Origin of the sequence: Endozoicomonas sp. 4G (assembly GCF_023822025.1) — a bacterium.
Classification (GTDB): Bacteria; Pseudomonadota; Gammaproteobacteria; order Pseudomonadales; family Endozoicomonadaceae; genus Endozoicomonas_A.
In genome coordinates this window covers 3,577,491-3,594,406 of the sequence record NZ_CP082909.1, presented here as the reverse complement: position 1 = coordinate 3,594,406, position 16,916 = coordinate 3,577,491, and the positions used below count along the sequence as shown (strand labels likewise).

Annotated in this window: 10 protein-coding genes and 1 pseudogene; 8 read left to right on the top strand and 3 right to left on the bottom strand. The window is 47.5% G+C overall.

Translation table 11 applies throughout. The annotated features are described in order from the left end of the window. Positions 1–118: 118 nt before the first annotated feature. Positions 119–1,153: a hypothetical protein gene (locus K7B67_RS14055; RefSeq protein ID WP_252176520.1), complete on the top strand. Its 1,035-nt coding sequence runs from the start codon at positions 119–121 to the stop codon at positions 1,151–1,153. Between the two features lie 258 nt (positions 1,154–1,411). Here the strand turns inward: K7B67_RS14055 and K7B67_RS14050 are convergent, their stop codons facing one another. Further along, on the bottom strand, positions 1,412–1,576 hold the full coding sequence (locus tag K7B67_RS14050) for a type II toxin-antitoxin system RelB/DinJ family antitoxin (protein ID WP_252176519.1): 165 nt from the start codon (positions 1,574–1,576) through the stop codon (positions 1,412–1,414). A gap of 86 nt (positions 1,577–1,662) precedes the next feature. Here K7B67_RS14050 and K7B67_RS14045 point away from each other — a divergent pair, with 86 nt between their 5' ends. The 3 genes from K7B67_RS14045 to K7B67_RS14035 all read left to right on the top strand — a co-directional run bounded on the left by K7B67_RS14045 (position 1,663) and on the right by K7B67_RS14035 (position 2,806). Further along, on the top strand, positions 1,663–1,893 hold the full coding sequence (locus K7B67_RS14045; protein ID WP_252176518.1) for a CopG family transcriptional regulator: 231 nt from the start codon (positions 1,663–1,665) through the stop codon (positions 1,891–1,893). A gap of 321 nt (positions 1,894–2,214) precedes the next feature. Next, positions 2,215–2,526: a type II toxin-antitoxin system RelE/ParE family toxin gene (locus K7B67_RS14040; RefSeq protein ID WP_252176517.1), complete on the top strand. Its 312-nt coding sequence runs from the start codon at positions 2,215–2,217 to the stop codon at positions 2,524–2,526. Then, positions 2,519–2,806 (top strand): type II toxin-antitoxin system MqsA family antitoxin, encoded by a 288-nt coding sequence (locus K7B67_RS14035; protein WP_252176516.1) that lies wholly within the window; start codon positions 2,519–2,521, stop codon positions 2,804–2,806. The genes K7B67_RS14040 and K7B67_RS14035 overlap by 8 nt, the downstream gene beginning before the upstream one ends. 129 nt (positions 2,807–2,935) lie before the next feature. On the opposite strand, the pseudogene K7B67_RS14030 reads toward K7B67_RS14035, so the two are convergent. Continuing rightward, a pseudogene (locus K7B67_RS14030) lies at positions 2,936–3,250 on the bottom strand (SDR family oxidoreductase); the annotation flags it as partial. A gap of 268 nt (positions 3,251–3,518) precedes the next feature. Beyond that, positions 3,519–4,100, bottom strand: coding sequence for a superoxide dismutase [Fe] (gene sodB / locus K7B67_RS14025; protein ID WP_252176515.1), 582 nt, complete (start codon positions 4,098–4,100; stop codon positions 3,519–3,521). Positions 4,101–4,298: 198 nt separating this feature from the next. Between sodB and K7B67_RS14020 the strand changes: the two genes are divergently transcribed. The 4 genes from K7B67_RS14020 to K7B67_RS14005 all read left to right on the top strand — a co-directional run bounded on the left by K7B67_RS14020 (position 4,299) and on the right by K7B67_RS14005 (position 16,885). Continuing rightward, entirely contained in the window at positions 4,299–5,084 is a 786-nt protein-coding gene (locus K7B67_RS14020; protein ID WP_252176514.1) for a hypothetical protein, read from the top strand. A 153-nt stretch (positions 5,085–5,237) separates the two neighbouring features. Further along, the gene (locus K7B67_RS14015) at positions 5,238–6,176 is read left to right on the top strand and encodes a hypothetical protein (protein ID WP_252176513.1); all 939 of its coding nucleotides are present in this window, start codon (positions 5,238–5,240) and stop codon (positions 6,174–6,176) included. Positions 6,177–6,400: 224 nt separating this feature from the next. Beyond that, on the top strand, positions 6,401–16,483 hold the full coding sequence (locus K7B67_RS14010; RefSeq protein WP_252176512.1) for a hypothetical protein: 10,083 nt from the start codon (positions 6,401–6,403) through the stop codon (positions 16,481–16,483). A 36-nt stretch (positions 16,484–16,519) separates the two neighbouring features. Next, a complete protein-coding gene (locus tag K7B67_RS14005) occupies positions 16,520–16,885 on the top strand; it encodes a PilZ domain-containing protein (RefSeq protein ID WP_252176511.1) in 366 nt (121 codons plus the stop codon). Positions 16,886–16,916 lie beyond the last annotated feature (31 nt).

Sequence of the window (16,916 nt, the reverse complement as noted above, 5' to 3'; positions counted from 1 at the left end):
TTAGTTGTACTTAACAACATGTTATGAACTTTTATCCCATAGACAACTCTATGTTACTACGCTCATTTTTAATCAACTGGCTAATCTGGGATAAATTCTAACTTGTTGTGAGGAATCCATGAACGGAATAGATAACAACTCCAAAATTGTTGGCTCCCCAACACCTCATCAATCTCAATCTCAATCTCAATCAGAGACAGCAATGGGTGTCAGTATGGGCAGAGACGTCAAGAGTCAACCTTCATTGCTCAACTTTACCCCGGTAGCAGGCACAGCACAATTAACAGTGCCAGGGGAAGAATCAAAGCCTGTTAAGGACACTTTAGAAGAAGTTTCCTGTGCATTTTCAAGAACTGTTTCAGCTCAAGATGAGATTAAGGTAGGTAGTGGATTTTTATCCAATGCTACTGATGAGACATTGGGTACAGATAAACAATGCATGTCTGATAAGTCTCCCATAAAAGCAAACAGCACTTGTTTATCTCCATTAGAATTGAGCGCTAACGAACTAAAGAATCAATATGTATGTCACATAACAGCAGAAGTTCTTGCGAAAAACTTAGCTAAAGGAAATTGTTCAATCCCCTATGTTTTTTCATCTGACAAACAGGATATATATAAGGCTTACATTAATTGCGACCCAGAAAATGATTACATATTCGTACATAAAATCAGTTACATACATGAAAATATTAAAACACATTGTCACGATTTTGTAATTCTCAGAGAAAACAATAATTTTCACATATTACAGTCGATGGTAGGTCTATTCACTCTTAATCAATGGCTTACTGGTGACTCTTCAACAATAGATGACTATACAAAAACCTTTAAAGAAGGCAATGATTTGATTTTATTAAACAACAAAAGTCAATTGAAATTACTTTTTTCGAACAAAGAAATAGATGAAGTGAAAAGAATATGGAAAGAACTAAAAAGCACCAAGCACTTATTTAATAAAATAATTAAAACAAGAAAGAATAAACCCTGTTCTAAAGCTATTTTTAATCAGAAGATTTTACCCACTTTGTTTGAAGCTTTAAGAAACTCGGATGATCGTTCATATTTTAGAATGTTCTCAGCTTCAAGAAGACACTTAAAAATAAAACCAGAATATGAGATTTTTTTAGAAGTACAGAATGCAAAAATATAAGTCTCCGACTGTTTAAATTCAGGACTCCGGGGTCACATCTTTAATCTTGAAATTAGTTTACTCACGGTTGAGCAATCCAACCCCAAACAATCGGCAATCATATCCTTGGGGAGGTCGTTTTTATGACCATTGTTGGTTTCCTTTGCGGAGCTGACGACTGGGACAGTGTTGTCCAGTGTGCCGAATATAAATCCTTACCTTGCCGTTTGACTTTCTTGTAATCCTTTTTGAACTTTGTTGATCGTACTGGAGTAAGCATCAGTCAGCATCCAGATCATCAAACATTTCTTCCATTGAATCGTAACGGGTTAAGCCTACCCCTTTATCTGCATCCTTGAAGGCTTTCAGGGTTTCTTCATTAGGTATACGAACATCAAAGGGCAATCCGTTATATAAGCCTATGGTTGCAAGATATAAAGGCAAGCACTGGACAGCGGTTTATACTCTGCGAGGAGATAACATCAGGATCATTTCAGTTCGCCGTTCCAGAACAAAGGAAATTACTTGCTATGAAAACTGAAGATTTCGACAAAGCCTTTGATGAAGGTAGTGATCTAATTGATGATGTAGTTCAGTGGGATAAAGGTCATCGCCCTGATCACGACACGAAACGTGTCAATATTGACTTTCCAATTTGGATGATCAATGCCCTCGATAAAGAAGCAGCCAGGCTTGGGGTCGCTCGCCAGGCAATAGTAAAAACATGGATGGCTGAAAAATTAGATCAAATCCGCCGGTGAGAACGCAGCATAACAAATTACCAGTTTGTTCCGGGGCTGCGCTCTCCACCCGCCTTCGGCGGCGCGGCTGAATGTGGAATATGTGCCGAACATGGCACTTAACTGGAGGTGAAAGTCCTCCTATCAGGTATTCGCAGAGCCGAAGGTTAGCGAAAGGGCAAGGGCGTCGTTGTAAGGCAGGGTCTGCGCGACCCGATCTACGCGACCCGATCTACGCGACCCGGCCTGAAGGAAGCCCAACGCAAAATTGCGGGGCGATGAACAGAAACATTAAAATAGGTAAATTTGACAAGATACGGCAATGCCGTATGCTTGTAATCTATGATTTTCATCGAAACAAGTAAATTTACCAAGATACTTTCTGATTATTTGTCAGATGATGAATACAGAATGTTGCAATGGCACCTTCAGGAAAAACCTGATTCTGGTGACATTGTTCGTGGTAGCGGAGGTGTCCGTAAAGTACGCTGGGCACCAGAAGGCAAAGGTAAAAGTGGTGGCGTTAGAGTAATTTATTACTGGAAAAAGAGTGACTATGAAATATGGATGCTCACAATGTACAGTAAGTCTGACCAAGCCTCTATACCCGGCCACATACTTAGAAAGATTGCGGAGGCTATCGAAAATGAATGAACGTGATATCGGCCAGGAAATTCTTGATGGTATAGAAGAAATTAAGGCTTTTAAATCAGGTAAGGGAAAGCTGAAAACTTCTATTCTTTCAGAGCCATCTCCAGCCAAAGAAATTCGACAAAAATTACAACTTTCACAATCAGCATTTGCTGGTTTCATGGGAGTGAGTATCAGAACCATTCAAGACTGGGAGCAAGGCCGCAGAACGCCACAAGGCCCAGCAAAAGCCTTACTCAGAATAGCAGAACAGTGTCCTGAAGTATTTCAAGAGTTACGCTAACCCATACATTAAACAACAATCGTTGTTTTTGTATATCCCAGAGGATGAATCGAAATCGCGAGACCCGATTGAACCAAAATTCAGCTCTTGTTCATCGGGTTCATGTCTTTACAAGCCACCCGATTATTTTTAAACCCCACCTGACAGATCCAGAAAACTACCTGTCGAGAAAGACGCCTTCTCAGAAGCCAGCCAGTAGATAGCCTCCGCCACTTCTTCAGGATGGCCGCCACGTTTCATAGGTAGCACATCGGCCAGTCGATCGACCCGGCCAGGTTCCCCTCCATCAGCATGCATGTCGGTATAAATACAACTGGGTCGTACACAGTTGACCCGGATATTTTCTGCCGCCACCTCCAGAGACAAACCTTTCGTCAAAGTATCAATAGCCCCTTTGCTGGCTGCATAGTCAATATATTCATTGGGCGAGCCGGTTCTGGCTGACTGCGCCAATACCTCGTCCAGCTCCCGTTATAACTGCAATTTTATTCTCAGGCATTTGAATATCCGTTGGCAGATTATTGGTGGGATTTGTTATTGGGGTGTTACAGATACGATGCCAATACCGATATCTTGAAGCTCTCCTGAACCCTTCCACTAACTTTCTGAACGAGAACAAGGATTATCGTTTTTGGCATTTCATATACTGCCTGATAAAACACTTACCAGGCAGTACAGACGCTTATGAAAGGTCTATTTCCCAAACAGGTACTCAGCCCGCATAATTAGCCGCAGCAAAATCCCAGTTAGCCAGTTCCCAGAAATGTTTCAGGTACTCTGGACGAACATTGCGATAGTCGATGTAGTAAGCGTGTTCCCACAGGTCGCAGGTCAGCAGTGGTTTCTGATCGGTGGTCAGAGGAGTGCCGGCATTGCTGGTGTTCACGATTTCTACAGAACCGTCGCTGTTTTTAACCAGCCAGGTCCAGGAAGAGCCAAAGTTGTTAACGGCTTTGTCGTTGAATGCAGCAACGAACTCGTCAAAAGAACCGAAAGCCTTGTTGATGGCGTCAGCCAGCTCACCGGCAGGAGCGCCGCCACCGTTAGGGCTCAGGCAGTTCCAGTAGAATGTGTGGTTCCAGATTTGAGCGGCATTGTTGAAGATACCGCCTTCCGATGTTTTGATGATGTCTTCCAGGCTCTTGCTTTCCAGTTCGGTACCCGCAACCAGACCGTTCAGTTTGTCAACATAGGTCTTGTGATGCTTGCCGTAGTGGTAGTCCAGAGTTTCTTCAGAAATATGAGGAGCCAGAGCATTGCGTGCATAAGGCAGTGCGGGCAGTTCAAAAGCCATGTTGTCGTTCTCCACTTGAAGGTTGATTTTGTTTGACCCGATTTGTCTCGCGCGACGATAGTAACATTGGTTTAATTACGAATCTATGCGGTGGATAGTGTGGGAGCTGGTGTTATTTCATAGTAGTATTGCGCTTCAACTGACCAGATCCCCATAGCGAAATGAGAGAAAGATGCCCATAGCGAAAGAAGAGAACCCATGAGAAAAGAGGATAAGGCGATCAACGATATACCGGATTTCTCAATTGCAGCAGACGAGCGTCCAGGACGCAGGAAAGCTGCTGATGCTGGCGGAACACCCCCTCACAAGAAAGCAGGGCAGACTCCTGCAGGTAAAGGTGGCAATGGCCTGACCTGGCTCTTACTGGTCATGATTATTGTGCTGGGGGCTGGTGGCGTCTGGCAGTTTAGACTGATGCAACAGCAGCTGGCTGACACCCGTCAGGCTCTGAAGGTCACTCAGGAAAAACTGAGTACTGTGACCGGAGAAGTCACTGCTACCGGTGAAAATCTTGATCAGAGTGGTTCTGCGCTGCGATCTGAGCTGGAAGTGGTGAATTCTGAAATTCGCAAACTCTGGGACGTCTCGAACAAGCGAAACCGTCAGTGGATCCTGATCAATAAAGATAATGTAGTCAAAGCCCTCAAAGAGGCGGAGGAGGCAGGTAAAGCAGCCGATAAGGCATCTGGCCAGCTGAACGCTTTGCAAAAGAGTATTCGTGAGATGGATCAGTTGATGAAGGCCATCAGCACCGAGCAATTGGCGGCTCAGGGTACGATGACGGAGAGTCTTGCGAAGTTTGACAAACAAGTGACAGAAATGAGCAAGCTTCAGGCAGAGCTCACCCGAAAAGTAGCAAATCAGCAACAGGCGGTGAAAGCCGTTGACTCATTCCGCATACAGGTCAACCGCAAACTACAGCAATTGGAAGAGACGGTCAGAGATCTGACTCAACCGCCCGAGCCGGGTCTGGGGCTGGAATAATTCTGGCGGTTGGATGGTTGGTTTCAGGGGCTGTTGAATGCGAAACAAACGCTCAACAGCGCCTGAAAAACGCTTTTTATTCACTGAAGGGCGAGATAGCAGTTCGATCTGACTACATTTAAAGATAATAACCCTTTCCAGAGCGATAGGCTGATGATGAGCTATTTTTCCATAACAAGACGTTTATGTCTGGTGGTTGCGATAGCTGTGATGACCTCTTCCTGCTCCGTCCTCGACTGGTTTGATAATAAGCCAGACGCCTCCACATCGGTTAAACCTGTTGCAGAAAAGCCATCAGACTGGACTTTCTTTCACCAATGGCGGGTGGACAATCCCCCCCTTCAGTCTCTGGTACCTGACGAACATATGACCCTGACAGGGCAGTGCTACTTTTCTGCCGATATGCTGGCGTTACTGAAATCAAAGCCAAAAGGTTTGTTGGTTCCTGTTATCAAGACAACCCGTGATCTGACGTTGTCGCCGGATCTGGAAAACAGTGTAAAACTTTATCAGGTGCTCAGGTCTCAATTCCCGCTGTCCGGAGCTGGTGATAGCCTGACTTTCTATCAGACCCTGTTATCCAGCATTGAGCATACCTGTCCAGACAATATGACCCGTGAGATCGATAGTTGCCGCTTTAAAAGATGGATGTCCTATGTCGGTTTAGAGGGAAAAAATACGGTTTATGATAAAGGTCGGCTCACACGCTGGTACACATCTCATTCATCCATTAAATACCTGATTATGGGCTCTGGTGACCTGTTTAATTCTGACGCTCTTCTGAGTGCACGTTACTCTGAAAATTCCAGAGTGATTACTGAACAGCCCCTTCCTGTGAGAGAAAAAAGCATCAGACCTTATCTTGGCAGCGTTCGTTTTGATTGGGTCGTTCCGGGGAGTGACGGGCAAAAACCGTTCGTTAGCCTTGGCTCCTGCACATTGAGCTGGCAAGAGCTTGAGCAACAGAGGCGTTTGCATGGCCAGGGTTGGATGGATACGGCATCACTGGCAGAAGTCAACAAGCTCCTGCTTCCTTATTTTATTGAACTTATGAACGAAGCAACCAAAGCCATGCCAGAGCAAACCCGATGAATACATCAGTATTTTGACGATTCCCGATGGATTGCCAGAAGATGATTGAGTAGCCCATTGACGAGCTGTGCTTTCAAGTCCCCGGAATGCAAAATCCCCCATAAACCCACTGCTAACCTTAAATTGTGGATTCATACGACGGGTATGAATTCAGCGAATTAGGTGCCGGAATTTGAGCTGTTTCTTGGCAATTGTGTTGTTTTTCAACGGATGTTGTAGACCGCATGGATCGCAGAAACAGTGGCATTGGCATTTCCCATGACCATTTCCTGAACAGTACATCAGTGCCCGGCTCTCAGACTGCTGAGGAGCAGACGAGCAATGGCGTGGGTTCGATTCAGTTGCCAAACAGGCTTTTACAAGGTGATCGTCCGATCACAACGGCCATCAGCGACAGGGATATTTCCCATATCGAAGTTGGCGTACCCATCATTCCAAAACCCTACAGCTTAGTCTGCAGAGCGTTTGCCCATCCAGTCAGCCCGATTCCTGAACACACCCTTTTCAGACTCAGAGAAAGCATTACGCCCGAGACCGTCGCCACTGCCAGCAGGAAAACCAAGCACCAGATGGCTGAGCGCGTGGGCAGGCTACACAGTGAGTTGGGCTGGCGTTTTAAAATGCCTGACAAGATTCAACAGCTGGAAAGTAACCTCAATGGCAACAACGGGCACTTGATGACTCTGGCCATGGCTCGATCCATGATTCACCAGATTGAGGTCAAAGAGGCGGGTATTGCCGATGCCATCACCGCCAGTGGTCAGTCGAAGGAAGCCTGGCAAAAAGGGTTGCTGGAAAGACATAAGCTGGAAAAAATGCATCGGGAAGTGTTGGCTCTGGCTGAGTTCTATTGTCAGCATTATTCCGGGTTTACCCATTCTGAAGAGATTTCTACCCCTCCAGACAATGATCCGTTTCAGGACCTTGAAGACCTCTTTTTAAGGAGCAAGCTGAGCATGCCGCCGCTGGTGCCGACACTGGCAACGCCCAGAGCGCCAGATGGACCCGTTCTTTCACCCCAGAGTTTCGAGTTATCCAGGGCTCAGCAGGAACTAAGCCATCTCAGACAAGAGAAAGAAGCCTTAGGCTCCGAGCTACAGCAGACCCGTGAGCAGTTGCTTGAACTCATGGAGCAGGTAGACGCACTCAAGCAGAAAGAGCAGGCAGTACCTGAGCACTTTTCTGAAAGACTCAGTGAGCTTGAGAAAGAACACGCTGAACTAAAAGACGAACTCAAAGCGAGGGATCATCAGTTACGTCAGGAGCAGCATCGGATCGTTAACATCCAGGACTCTGCTGTTGAACCCAGTGACATATCGAATGAGGAACCGCTTGATTCTGACCACCGGCTGGATGAGCTGGAAGCAGTGAACCGTCAGCTTCAGGCTCAGATGGACGAGCAAACCCGAATGCTGGCTGAAAATGACGTTACGATTTCACAGCTTCAAACTCAGATGGATACTTCTGGTCAACAAATAGACAGCCTGCAAACTCAACTTCAGGCTGCACACTCGGACTATCAGCAATTGAGCCAACAGGCTGATTCAGATCTGGAACAAAAGGATCAGTTAGTAGAGCATTTGCAGCAGGAGTATCTGGATAGCTACAAGACACTTGAAAATGAGTTGGAGCAGGAAAGGGTCAGGTTGGCAGAACTTCAGCAGAACTTTCAGAGTGCTGAAGAGCGTGTGGCTGATCTGTCCAGTCAAAATGGCGCACTAAACCTTGATATTCAGTCTCTCAAAGATACCAAAAGAGAGCTCCAGGAAAAGGTCGAAGAACTCGACAAACAGCAGTCTGAGTTTGAGGTAAAAGCCCGGTCATTAAAAGAGATTCATCTGGAACGAAAGAAATACGACGACGAAATCAGTGCTTTGCAACAAACCCTTATTGAGCACAAGGATAAAATACGCGGTGAGGCGTTTTTAAAGAATGAAGCATTGGAAGAGAAAGCACAGCTTGAAGCGTTACTGCTGACTAAACGGTCTGAACTGGAAGCGCTGCAACTGAAATATGAAGAGGACTTCAAAAGCCTGCAAGAACTGAATGTACAGTTGGTTGCAGCCAGAGCTGAGATCACTGCTCTGAAAGAGCAATTACAGAGCCTCCAGCTCGCTCAGAGCAACGGTTTGCAGGAGAGTCAATCTTACCAGGCTGAGATAGCTCAGATCACAGAGCAATTAAGCGTTGCTGTGCAAAAGCATCAAAAAGAAAAAGCTGATTTAGCAACAGCAGTGGCAAGCGCCAACACCTCCGAGCAGCAGGCTCAGGCTCAGCTTACAGACAAAGAAAGAGAGCTGAGTGAGTTGCAGTCAAGACTGGAGAGCACTGAGCGTGAACTCAGGGAAAAAATAGTCAGCCTTGAGAAAGGTCTTCGCTCAAAAGAGGAGGATCTGTCAGAAAGAGATCAGGCGTTAGTGATTGAGAGGAGAAAGGTTCAGGAGCTGACGACGAAAAGCGATGGGCTTGAGGAGGAAAAAGATCAACTCGAATCATCGCTGGTAGCACTTCGCGAAGAACTTGACTCGGCTCAAAGGGCTACCCGATCGTCGAAAGAAGACGTCACAGAGCATATAAGACAGCTACAAGTCGCTGAAAAAAACGCAGAGAAGTTGCAAAGCAAATTTGAAGAAGCAAAAAGCAAGGAAAGAGAGGCGAAAGAGCGCCTTGCAGTAGCAGACGAGTCTATCCCTAAATTACAGAAGACCTCAGAGCGTTATCATAGAGAGCTTCAGTTAAGCCAGCAGGAAGTGAATCGACTAAAAGACCTGCTGACCGGAAAAGAAGATGAACTTGCAGAAGCTAAAATCAGGGAAAACTCGCTGTCATCTTCGATCTCAGCCAAGGATGACAGGATTCGAGAGCTTGAAGAGGCTGAGCATGAGTTCAGGCACGAGATCGAAAAAGCCAATCAAAGAACTCAGGAAAAGCAACAGACAGTAGCCGGGCTTAGACAGAATGTAGACGATCAAGTTCGTACTATTGAAAAGCTGACCCATAGAGTTCAACAGCTGATACCCGAGAAAGAACTGAGTGACAGTAAAGTCATTGAGTTGGAAGCAAGTGTTCAGTTCATTGAACAACAGCGAGATGAAGCAAAACAAAAGCTTCTGGACGCTGAGCGTCGTTTACAAAGCGATAGTGATGCTGCTGGATTTGAGAAAACCCAGTGGGAAAGCCAGCTCCGGGATTCAAGATCCAGGGTTGCTAGTCTGGAAAGTCGTCTTAAAGAGACGGAAAAGAAAAGAGACCACTTTAAATCAGAATCAGAGGCTCTTACTCACGACAGCGGTGAGTTAAAGAAGCAACTTCAAGAGCTTCAGCTCAGTGCTGAAAGTCTGAAAAGTCAGCATACCCTTGAGATGGAGAGGCTTACTCGAGAAAGAGATGAGTTCAAGCTACAGGTCGAGGCACTGGAGCAAAAGGCAGAAGTGACTTCGGCGGATTGGGATAAAGAAAAAGTCAGCATTGAGCAGGCCAGGGATAAACTCTTTGCTGATTTGAAAAGCCAGCATGACCAGCTGGTTGAAACAAAACAACGACTGGATCAACAACTTATTGACTCTAATGAAGAGGTCAGGAAGACAAAACTCGAGCTATCCCGTAAAGACGCCACTCTCGAACAAAAAGAACAAAGCATTGAATTGATCAATAACCAGTTGGTTGCCTTGAAAAACAGTCTCGAGGAAAGCCAGGCCAGAGCGTCAAGCCTGGAGGGTGAGGCGACAGAACTGGGTACACAATATGGAAGGTTGGAGCTGGAAGTAAAACGGTTGACGCAAGAGAGGGAACAGGCTCATACCGCTTCTCTAAAGCAGAATGAGGAGCTGTCTCTTTTGCGGAGCAGTCTTGAAAAGGCAGATATCAGGCTGAAGTCTCTGGAAAAGCAGCTTGACGATGAGCAAAGTAAGAAGTCAGTAGAGTTGACTGATCTTAAAAGACAGATTCGTTTGGCTGAAGACAACAGGGATCACTTTCAATCGCTTTCTGAGACAGCAGAAAAACAAAGAAAATTACTGGATAAAAGGGTCACCGAGCTGGAAGCCTTGTTGAGGAATAGCCAACAAGAGGCTGATAGTTTACAGAGCAAAATGGATGATCTGAGTGTTCGACAGGAAAGAGAATTGCAAGAGGCTCAAAGTCGAAACAGCCAGCTTGAAAAAGATTGGGTTCTTCAGGAAAGCAGACATAAAGAAGAAGCTTCGGGTTGGGAAGAAGAAAGGCAGCGCCTTACCCGCTCACACGAAGAGGTCGTCCTTGGTCTTAAAGAACAGTTGGAAACACTCCAGCATTTGAAAAGTAAAATGGATAGCAATCATCAGAGTGACTCTGGTTTTGATTCAGATTCTGTTGCCACGGATGGGTTTTCCGAGGATGAGTCGGTGGGGTCAACGGATTTTTCTGATCCGTTTTCTGAATCTGTTGCTCCTTTGCCCAGGTGGACTGATTTGGGGTCAGTGGTTTCAGAGATCAAAAGCGAGGAGTTTGCTTCTCTGGGGCCCGGATCCTTTATTATTCCGGGTCTGATTCAAAAAATGCGTTCAGCCTGGTCTGAGCTGGTTGCCAGTCAGGAGCTGCTCGAAAAAGAACAGGAAGCGTATCATTTCACCAGCCCGGATCATCTGCCGGGCAAGAGTATTGTTCGAAACGAAGTGCTGTCACTCCATGAGCAATTCCTGGTGGATCTGGAGTCTATCGGTCAGGCCTATCAAAAAGCCCAGGGTGCGACCTTGGATCGTGATTTTTCGGATGACTTTACCCGTCAGATTGACCGGACTAAAGCCCTGGCCCGGGGCAATATACAACTACTGGCTAAGACGCAGGATGACTTTCAGGCTCAGGTGAACCAATTTGAAGCCTCACTTGAAGCCTTAAAGCCCGATGCTCAGGCTGGCCCGGAAGACCCTGAGGCCATCGTCGATTCAGGCTTGACCAGTATGAGTACCGTGTTGGCGAAGAATCCGGGGGATCTGGACAGTGAGTTCTATATCTATGCCCTGTGTGCCATCGCCAAGTCGGCTTCAGAGCGTCTGAATGAATCCTGGCAGCAAAAAATTGCAAGGGTTCAGGAGTCGGACGAGGGACACAGGCTTTTAAAAGACTATCAATACTCGCTTGCACGATTGGCCTCAGAACATCTGCCACCCAGATTGAGACAAAGTGTACCCGAACATGGCCGGGTATTTTTATCGAAGCTGGTTGAACATCACAAGGCGGAGTTTGAAGCTCGTTTGGATCAACAGTTGGGTGGCGGTCATAAGGCACTGGCGGGCCATGCTCTGGAAGAGCGCATGGTCAGGGATCCTCAGATCTGTGACCGACTGTTGACTCTGTTGTCCAGTTTACAGGAGCAGCATGAGGGGATTGTCAAACAGCCCGAATCCGTAAAGCTGGCAGCGGGGGCAAGGCAATGGGTTGATTTCAACTATGCCGACGCCTCGCTGGTAGGGCTCAGTCAGATCAGGGATGAATTTGGATTACCCGCGACACCGACCATGATAAAGGTGCTCAAAACCATTCAAAAGGAGCTGAAAAGGCCCGGATCACTGATTCTGACCATGGCCGTCAGGCAGCACAAAGAGAATTACGACACCCGAAAAGAGAAGGAGACGCGCAGGCGCAAGCTGGAAAGACAGTGTACCGAGTTGCTGGCTCAGGAAACGAGACTCAATACGAAGCAGAAGTTTAGAGGTCTTACCCATGATGATGACTTTACCCAGGCGGTTGCCCATCCTCATCAAGCTGAAATTGCCTGTTTTCAGCCAGATTCATCAATACCTCTGGTAGAAGCGTCAGATCATGTTCAAACTCAGGCTGGCTTCAGGCTCAGTGCCCTCACCCAGAATCCTGACTGTCTTATCAACAGTTTCATGAATGGTTTTAATAAGCCCGCTGTTCATAAAACCAGCCTTGTTACCGGCGACCAATATATTGAATTGTCCGAGGGGGCTCAATGTCGGCCTTCACTGGTGTTTCATTCCAAAGAGGGTAAGCACTGGCAGCTGCAGCTGGATGGACGAACCTGGTCTTTGGATCCTGCTTTTCTTCATGGGCATCCTAATTACAAAATCCCTTTCCAGGTCAGCACTGAAGGAAGAGAAAAGAAGCGGGACTGGATTCCCCTGAAAAGTGCTTCGGGACAAACCGTCCTGCTGGTGGCTCAGAAAACACCTTCAGATCAGCAGTGCTTTATGTACGAGCTGGGTTCCAATCAGCAACTGATCCCGGTTCCTATCCGGGGAGAAAATCCCGAAGCCGAGCTGATTAAAGCGAACTTACTGAGCAAGGCCTGCTTGCTGAAGCCGGGCGGTACTTCACCATCAAGAGCACGCAAAGAGTATCCACCTGAAGTCCTTGAGCTTGAATCGCTGAAAAATAGCTGGCTGCCTAATGCCTCCCTCGAGCAAATCAATGAATGTTACAAGATAGTTGTTCAGGAAGTAGAACATCAATTACTGAAGCCGCCTTTTACCTGCACACCCTGTGAAGGACGTGTCAGAAGTCTGCCTGTTGAGCTTCCGGTGGTGAGAAAAGTGGCTCAGGAAAAATCAAGGAAGCCAGAAAGCGGCGCTCATCAGGAAACCTTCCATCCAGAACAGTTTTCGCCCTTTACCGTCAATGCCAGTTTTGGTCATGTCAGTGAAGCGTTTCTGAAAGCCAAGAGGGAGCTGTTGGAGGATAGTGCTCATAGTGCTGAAAGCACTACTGACAGCGTCATTAAAACCCTTGAAGGCGAGCAAAAAGCGTTTCAGGAGCAGGTATTTAAAAACCTGTCGGTTTACTCCGGTTGCGAGTTGCAAACCTATGGGCCCCGTGGGATGCCTGACCCGAAAACGCTAAAAACCAACAGGCAATCGGTGCTGAGCCATTTTGAAAAGGTCATCGTCAACAACAGAAAGCACTGCGTTCGTACATTGCAGTTGAAAAAAGCCCTGGAAAAAGGTCTGGTCAGCTACATTCGCAATGCTTCTGAAAATGATTTGCAGGGCTTTTCAGACGGTGAGCTGCTCGATCATGCCATTCGTAACTTTGAGAGGGGGCTGGCACCCGGTGGTAATGATGTTGATGGCTTTATCAAGCGCATGTCGCAGTTGATGCTGGTGGATATTGACCTTGAGCAGAGCAGTATCATCGGTCAGCGTCTTGAGGCTCTTCAGCACGAGCTGGTGGATCTGGACTTTGCTGCCTTTGAGCAGGTGAGTGAACCCCATGAATACATCCGGCGTTGTCAGGAATGGAACCTGAATATGGCGCTGCTGGCCTCCAGGCAGAACAATCTGAATCACCGAATCAGCAGTTACGACAACATCTTGCTGGATACTAAAAACCTGGCCCTTTTGTCCTTTGAAAGAAGGCATCACATTGTTCTGTCACCCGATCAGGCTGAGGAACTGGCTGTGACACTGGACGGCGTCAGCCAATGGGCCAATGGCCATGAAGTCGCCATGATGTCTCATAAGGGCACCGGCTACGGTAAAAGTACACTGCTGCTGGCGCTGACGGATCACGCTACTGCCCAGTTAGGTGCGGATACGCACCGCTCGGTTATTGTCATGGCACCAAAGACCAACCAGGCCGAACTGGATAAAGGCCTGCGTGAGTATTACGCCCGCAAGGGGCAGGACTATCGTCGATTGAATCTTGAGACCCGCTTTGCGTCCCCCTGTGAGTTATCCGTCGCCAGACTGGTAGAGGTTGAGAATACCCTGCTGGGTTTACCTGCCGATACACCGCTGAATGACAGAGAATCTCTGTTGGCCCGGGGGCGAGTTCCCGTGGGAGCCGCCATCACGGATGTCCAGATTCTGATGCATCTCAAACAGGCTTTGCTGGACGCTGAAGGTTTTATTCAGGACAAGCAGGCGATACTGGCAAAATTGGATGCCTGTCTCGACTTGCTGAAAAACTCCATGGTGTTTGCCGACGAGTTTGACAGTGAAATGGTGTCTCATTCTGAGGCTGAGTCGATATCAGTGGCTCAGACCGTGCAAACAGTGATCAACGGGCTTGGCTATGCCATCGAAGTAGAGCCCCGAAGCATCAATCTGAAACATTCAGAATTTCTGTTTGGGTGCAAAGCCCGGCATTTACTTTCAGCGACACTGGGTACCCTGTACTGTGCCGCTTTGGCCAGCGCTTCAGGCAGTGCTGAAGAAGTGCGGCACAAGGCAAGAACAGATCCGGTAACCACTAACCAGCGTTTCTGGCATTTTATTTCTCTGGCGGAGCCGGTGTTTTTCAGGTCCTCCGATCCTGAGGGCAGGAACAAGCTGTTGACCGATGTTCTGCACAGGGTAGGTCCGGAGCCCCAGATTATTTTCTTTGATGGCGCTGAGTCGGGAGCAGCCTGTACGACAAAAGCCCAGCAAATGAGTCGGACTTTGAACCAGCAACGACTGGCCATGGGGGGCGTTCAGAAGTCCGTTATTTACTATGACCATGACAAGAATCTGCAGATGCAGTATCAGGACGATCCGGTCTATGGGCAGGGCGCTTCAGCTTCTCCGGAAACCATGACCCAGCTCAGGCGTACAGGTGGTCAGAGTACCGATGGTTACTTGAGTAAAGCGCAGTCCGTGGGCACTGATATGCCCCAGGGGAGTGCCAGTGTCGGTATTTTTCATGGCCTGGTGGGTCAGGCCGGTGGTGAAGCCAATGAGAACTATCTGGTTCAGCAGCTTGGTCGTCTTACCCGCGACAGTAAGGACTTGCATAAGGCTCAGAGAGTGTTCATGGCCGTTGATCTGGATGCGGTTGAGAACATCACAGGTGCCGACCAGCAGAAAGAGTCATTTACTCAGGCTCTGGCAGCGTTGGATGAGTCCATGCAGACTTCAGAAAACCTGTTTCCTGAGGGCATTGACAATGCCTCTCCCGCTTTGAAAAGAGTGGTTGAGCAAACGGTTACCTTTCCTGTTCAGAAAACAGAGGAAGGCGAAAAGGGATATTTACAGAGCCTGCCACACATAAGGGCCCAACTGGCTGAGATGGCTAAAACAGAGTGGGCAGAGCTGGGTCTCTCTCAAGCCGCATTGCAGGAGCTGATTGAACTGAAAGTCCGTCAGTGGGTCTGTAAGAATGCATGGCTTGAACTGGTGGCTGTGGATATTGCCAGTCGTGAGAAAAGTCATCATACCCTGAATTGCGAGAAGGAGTTGATGCAGGCCAGAACCAATAGCCATCTGGATAAGGTTTTTGCCAGAGAGCACCACTGGCTGAATGATGAAGGCATCAGCCTGGTGGATGGTCTGGACTTGAAAGCAGCGGGTATTCCTGCGGAAGCGGTGCCTGTCGTGAGCCGTAATCTCAAGTCAGAAGTTACAGGCTTTCTCAAATCGATTGAGAGGCGATTTGTTTTGCCAGGCACCTATCAGGAGGATCTGGTTGCAACAGCGGATGCCAAACCCATGCGTGAGCGCCTTAGCGGTTACTTCAGGCAGTTAAAAAGCGAAGGCATCCGGCTTGATGGCAAAGACATGGTGAGTGAGGTCAATGAAAAACTGATCAACGAGAGCGATGCCGCTTTAGAAGAAGCTCTTATGAGAATTACCGAGCTCCACAATGCTGTGAAGAAATTAAATGACAAAGCTTTAGGCGCTCAGGGTTTCGCAAACATTATGAATTCCCTTCAGGACAGCAGGCAAAAGCTCCGTGCTGAAGGGGGAGTGCGGGAAGCGATGCAAACGGAAGCCACCATACGCAGAGCATACAGCGATATGATGGATGCTGTTATGAAAGTCATTGTTTATCGAATGACATCATCTGAGGTTGAAGCATTAGAAACGCAGATGATGGCCGTGATCACTCAATGTGTTGATCTTGATGAGACTCTGTGGCTGTCTCTGCAGAAGAATTCCATTGCTCCCGCAAAAATGAAAGCGATGGGTATCAGGCCACCTAAAGAGCTCGCTGCTAACCCTGAAAAGTTCAGGTGGCGGAAGAAGGGAAAGCGGGGGCAGTGGATCTTGATTGGGAATAGCGATCAGAACATTATGGATTGCGATAGGGCTGAAGGTCGTTTCAAGATTAAAGACGGTTATATATCCAACAAAGCTCAGTTGACCAGCTTGCAGACCCAGGCTGCTTCCCTCAGTCACCGGCAGGCTGAGCTGGATCGTGCTGTCATGTTGTGCCAGCAGCCGGTCAAAGAAGAGTTCAAGGGGTGTGTGAGTGAAGTCGAGCGGGCATTAATGCAGCAGTTTGATGCCTTTGCCAGGGAACAGAAAAAGATCACCGAGCGTGAGCAGGAGTTAATGCTGAAACAAGGTGAGTTAAGGCAGAGCAGGTTGTACAAGGCTCTGGTTTAAATTTTTTACAGGTAGGGCAGTAAAGGAGTACAGATTATGTCTACGGTTCCACGCGGCAAGGAGCGCCGCCGCATCAAACGACACCAGTTGAATGATTATCTGACTGTGTACAACAGGAACACGCTGAAGGAAATGGGAAGTATTGGCAATATCAGCAGCAATGGTTTGATGCTGATCAGTACCGTGCCGGTGCTTATTGGTGCGGTTTACAGTATGAGAATCAAGCTGCCTGGCCCGGATGAAGAGGAAAACCATATTGACTTTGATGCCCGCTGCCATTGGTGCAAGCCGGACGTGGGCCCGGAATTTTTTGATTCTGGCTACAGTATTGTCAATGCAGGGCATGATATTATTGATCTGGTCGAAGTACTCAAGGAGTACTTTTCTTTCACTGAGTGTTAGCAGAAACTACGGTCAACGATCACTGTCAAGC

Excerpts from the sequence above, each read along its gene's own strand:
- K7B67_RS14010 (WP_252176512.1), top strand. The coding sequence starts at position 6,401 with ATGGATCGCAGAAACAGTGGCATTGGCATTTCCCATGACCATTTCCTG.
- sodB (WP_252176515.1), bottom strand. The coding sequence starts at position 4,100 with ATGGCTTTTGAACTGCCCGCACTGCCTTATGCACGCAATGCTCTGGCT.
- K7B67_RS14055 (WP_252176520.1), top strand. The coding sequence starts at position 119 with ATGAACGGAATAGATAACAACTCCAAAATTGTTGGCTCCCCAACACCT.
- K7B67_RS14040 (WP_252176517.1), top strand. The coding sequence starts at position 2,215 with ATGATTTTCATCGAAACAAGTAAATTTACCAAGATACTTTCTGATTAT.
- K7B67_RS14020 (WP_252176514.1), top strand. The coding sequence starts at position 4,299 with ATGAGAAAAGAGGATAAGGCGATCAACGATATACCGGATTTCTCAATT.
- K7B67_RS14015 (WP_252176513.1), top strand. The coding sequence starts at position 5,238 with ATGATGAGCTATTTTTCCATAACAAGACGTTTATGTCTGGTGGTTGCG.
- K7B67_RS14035 (WP_252176516.1), top strand. The coding sequence starts at position 2,519 with ATGAATGAACGTGATATCGGCCAGGAAATTCTTGATGGTATAGAAGAA.
- K7B67_RS14045 (WP_252176518.1), top strand. The coding sequence starts at position 1,663 with ATGAAAACTGAAGATTTCGACAAAGCCTTTGATGAAGGTAGTGATCTA.
- K7B67_RS14005 (WP_252176511.1), top strand. The coding sequence starts at position 16,520 with ATGTCTACGGTTCCACGCGGCAAGGAGCGCCGCCGCATCAAACGACAC.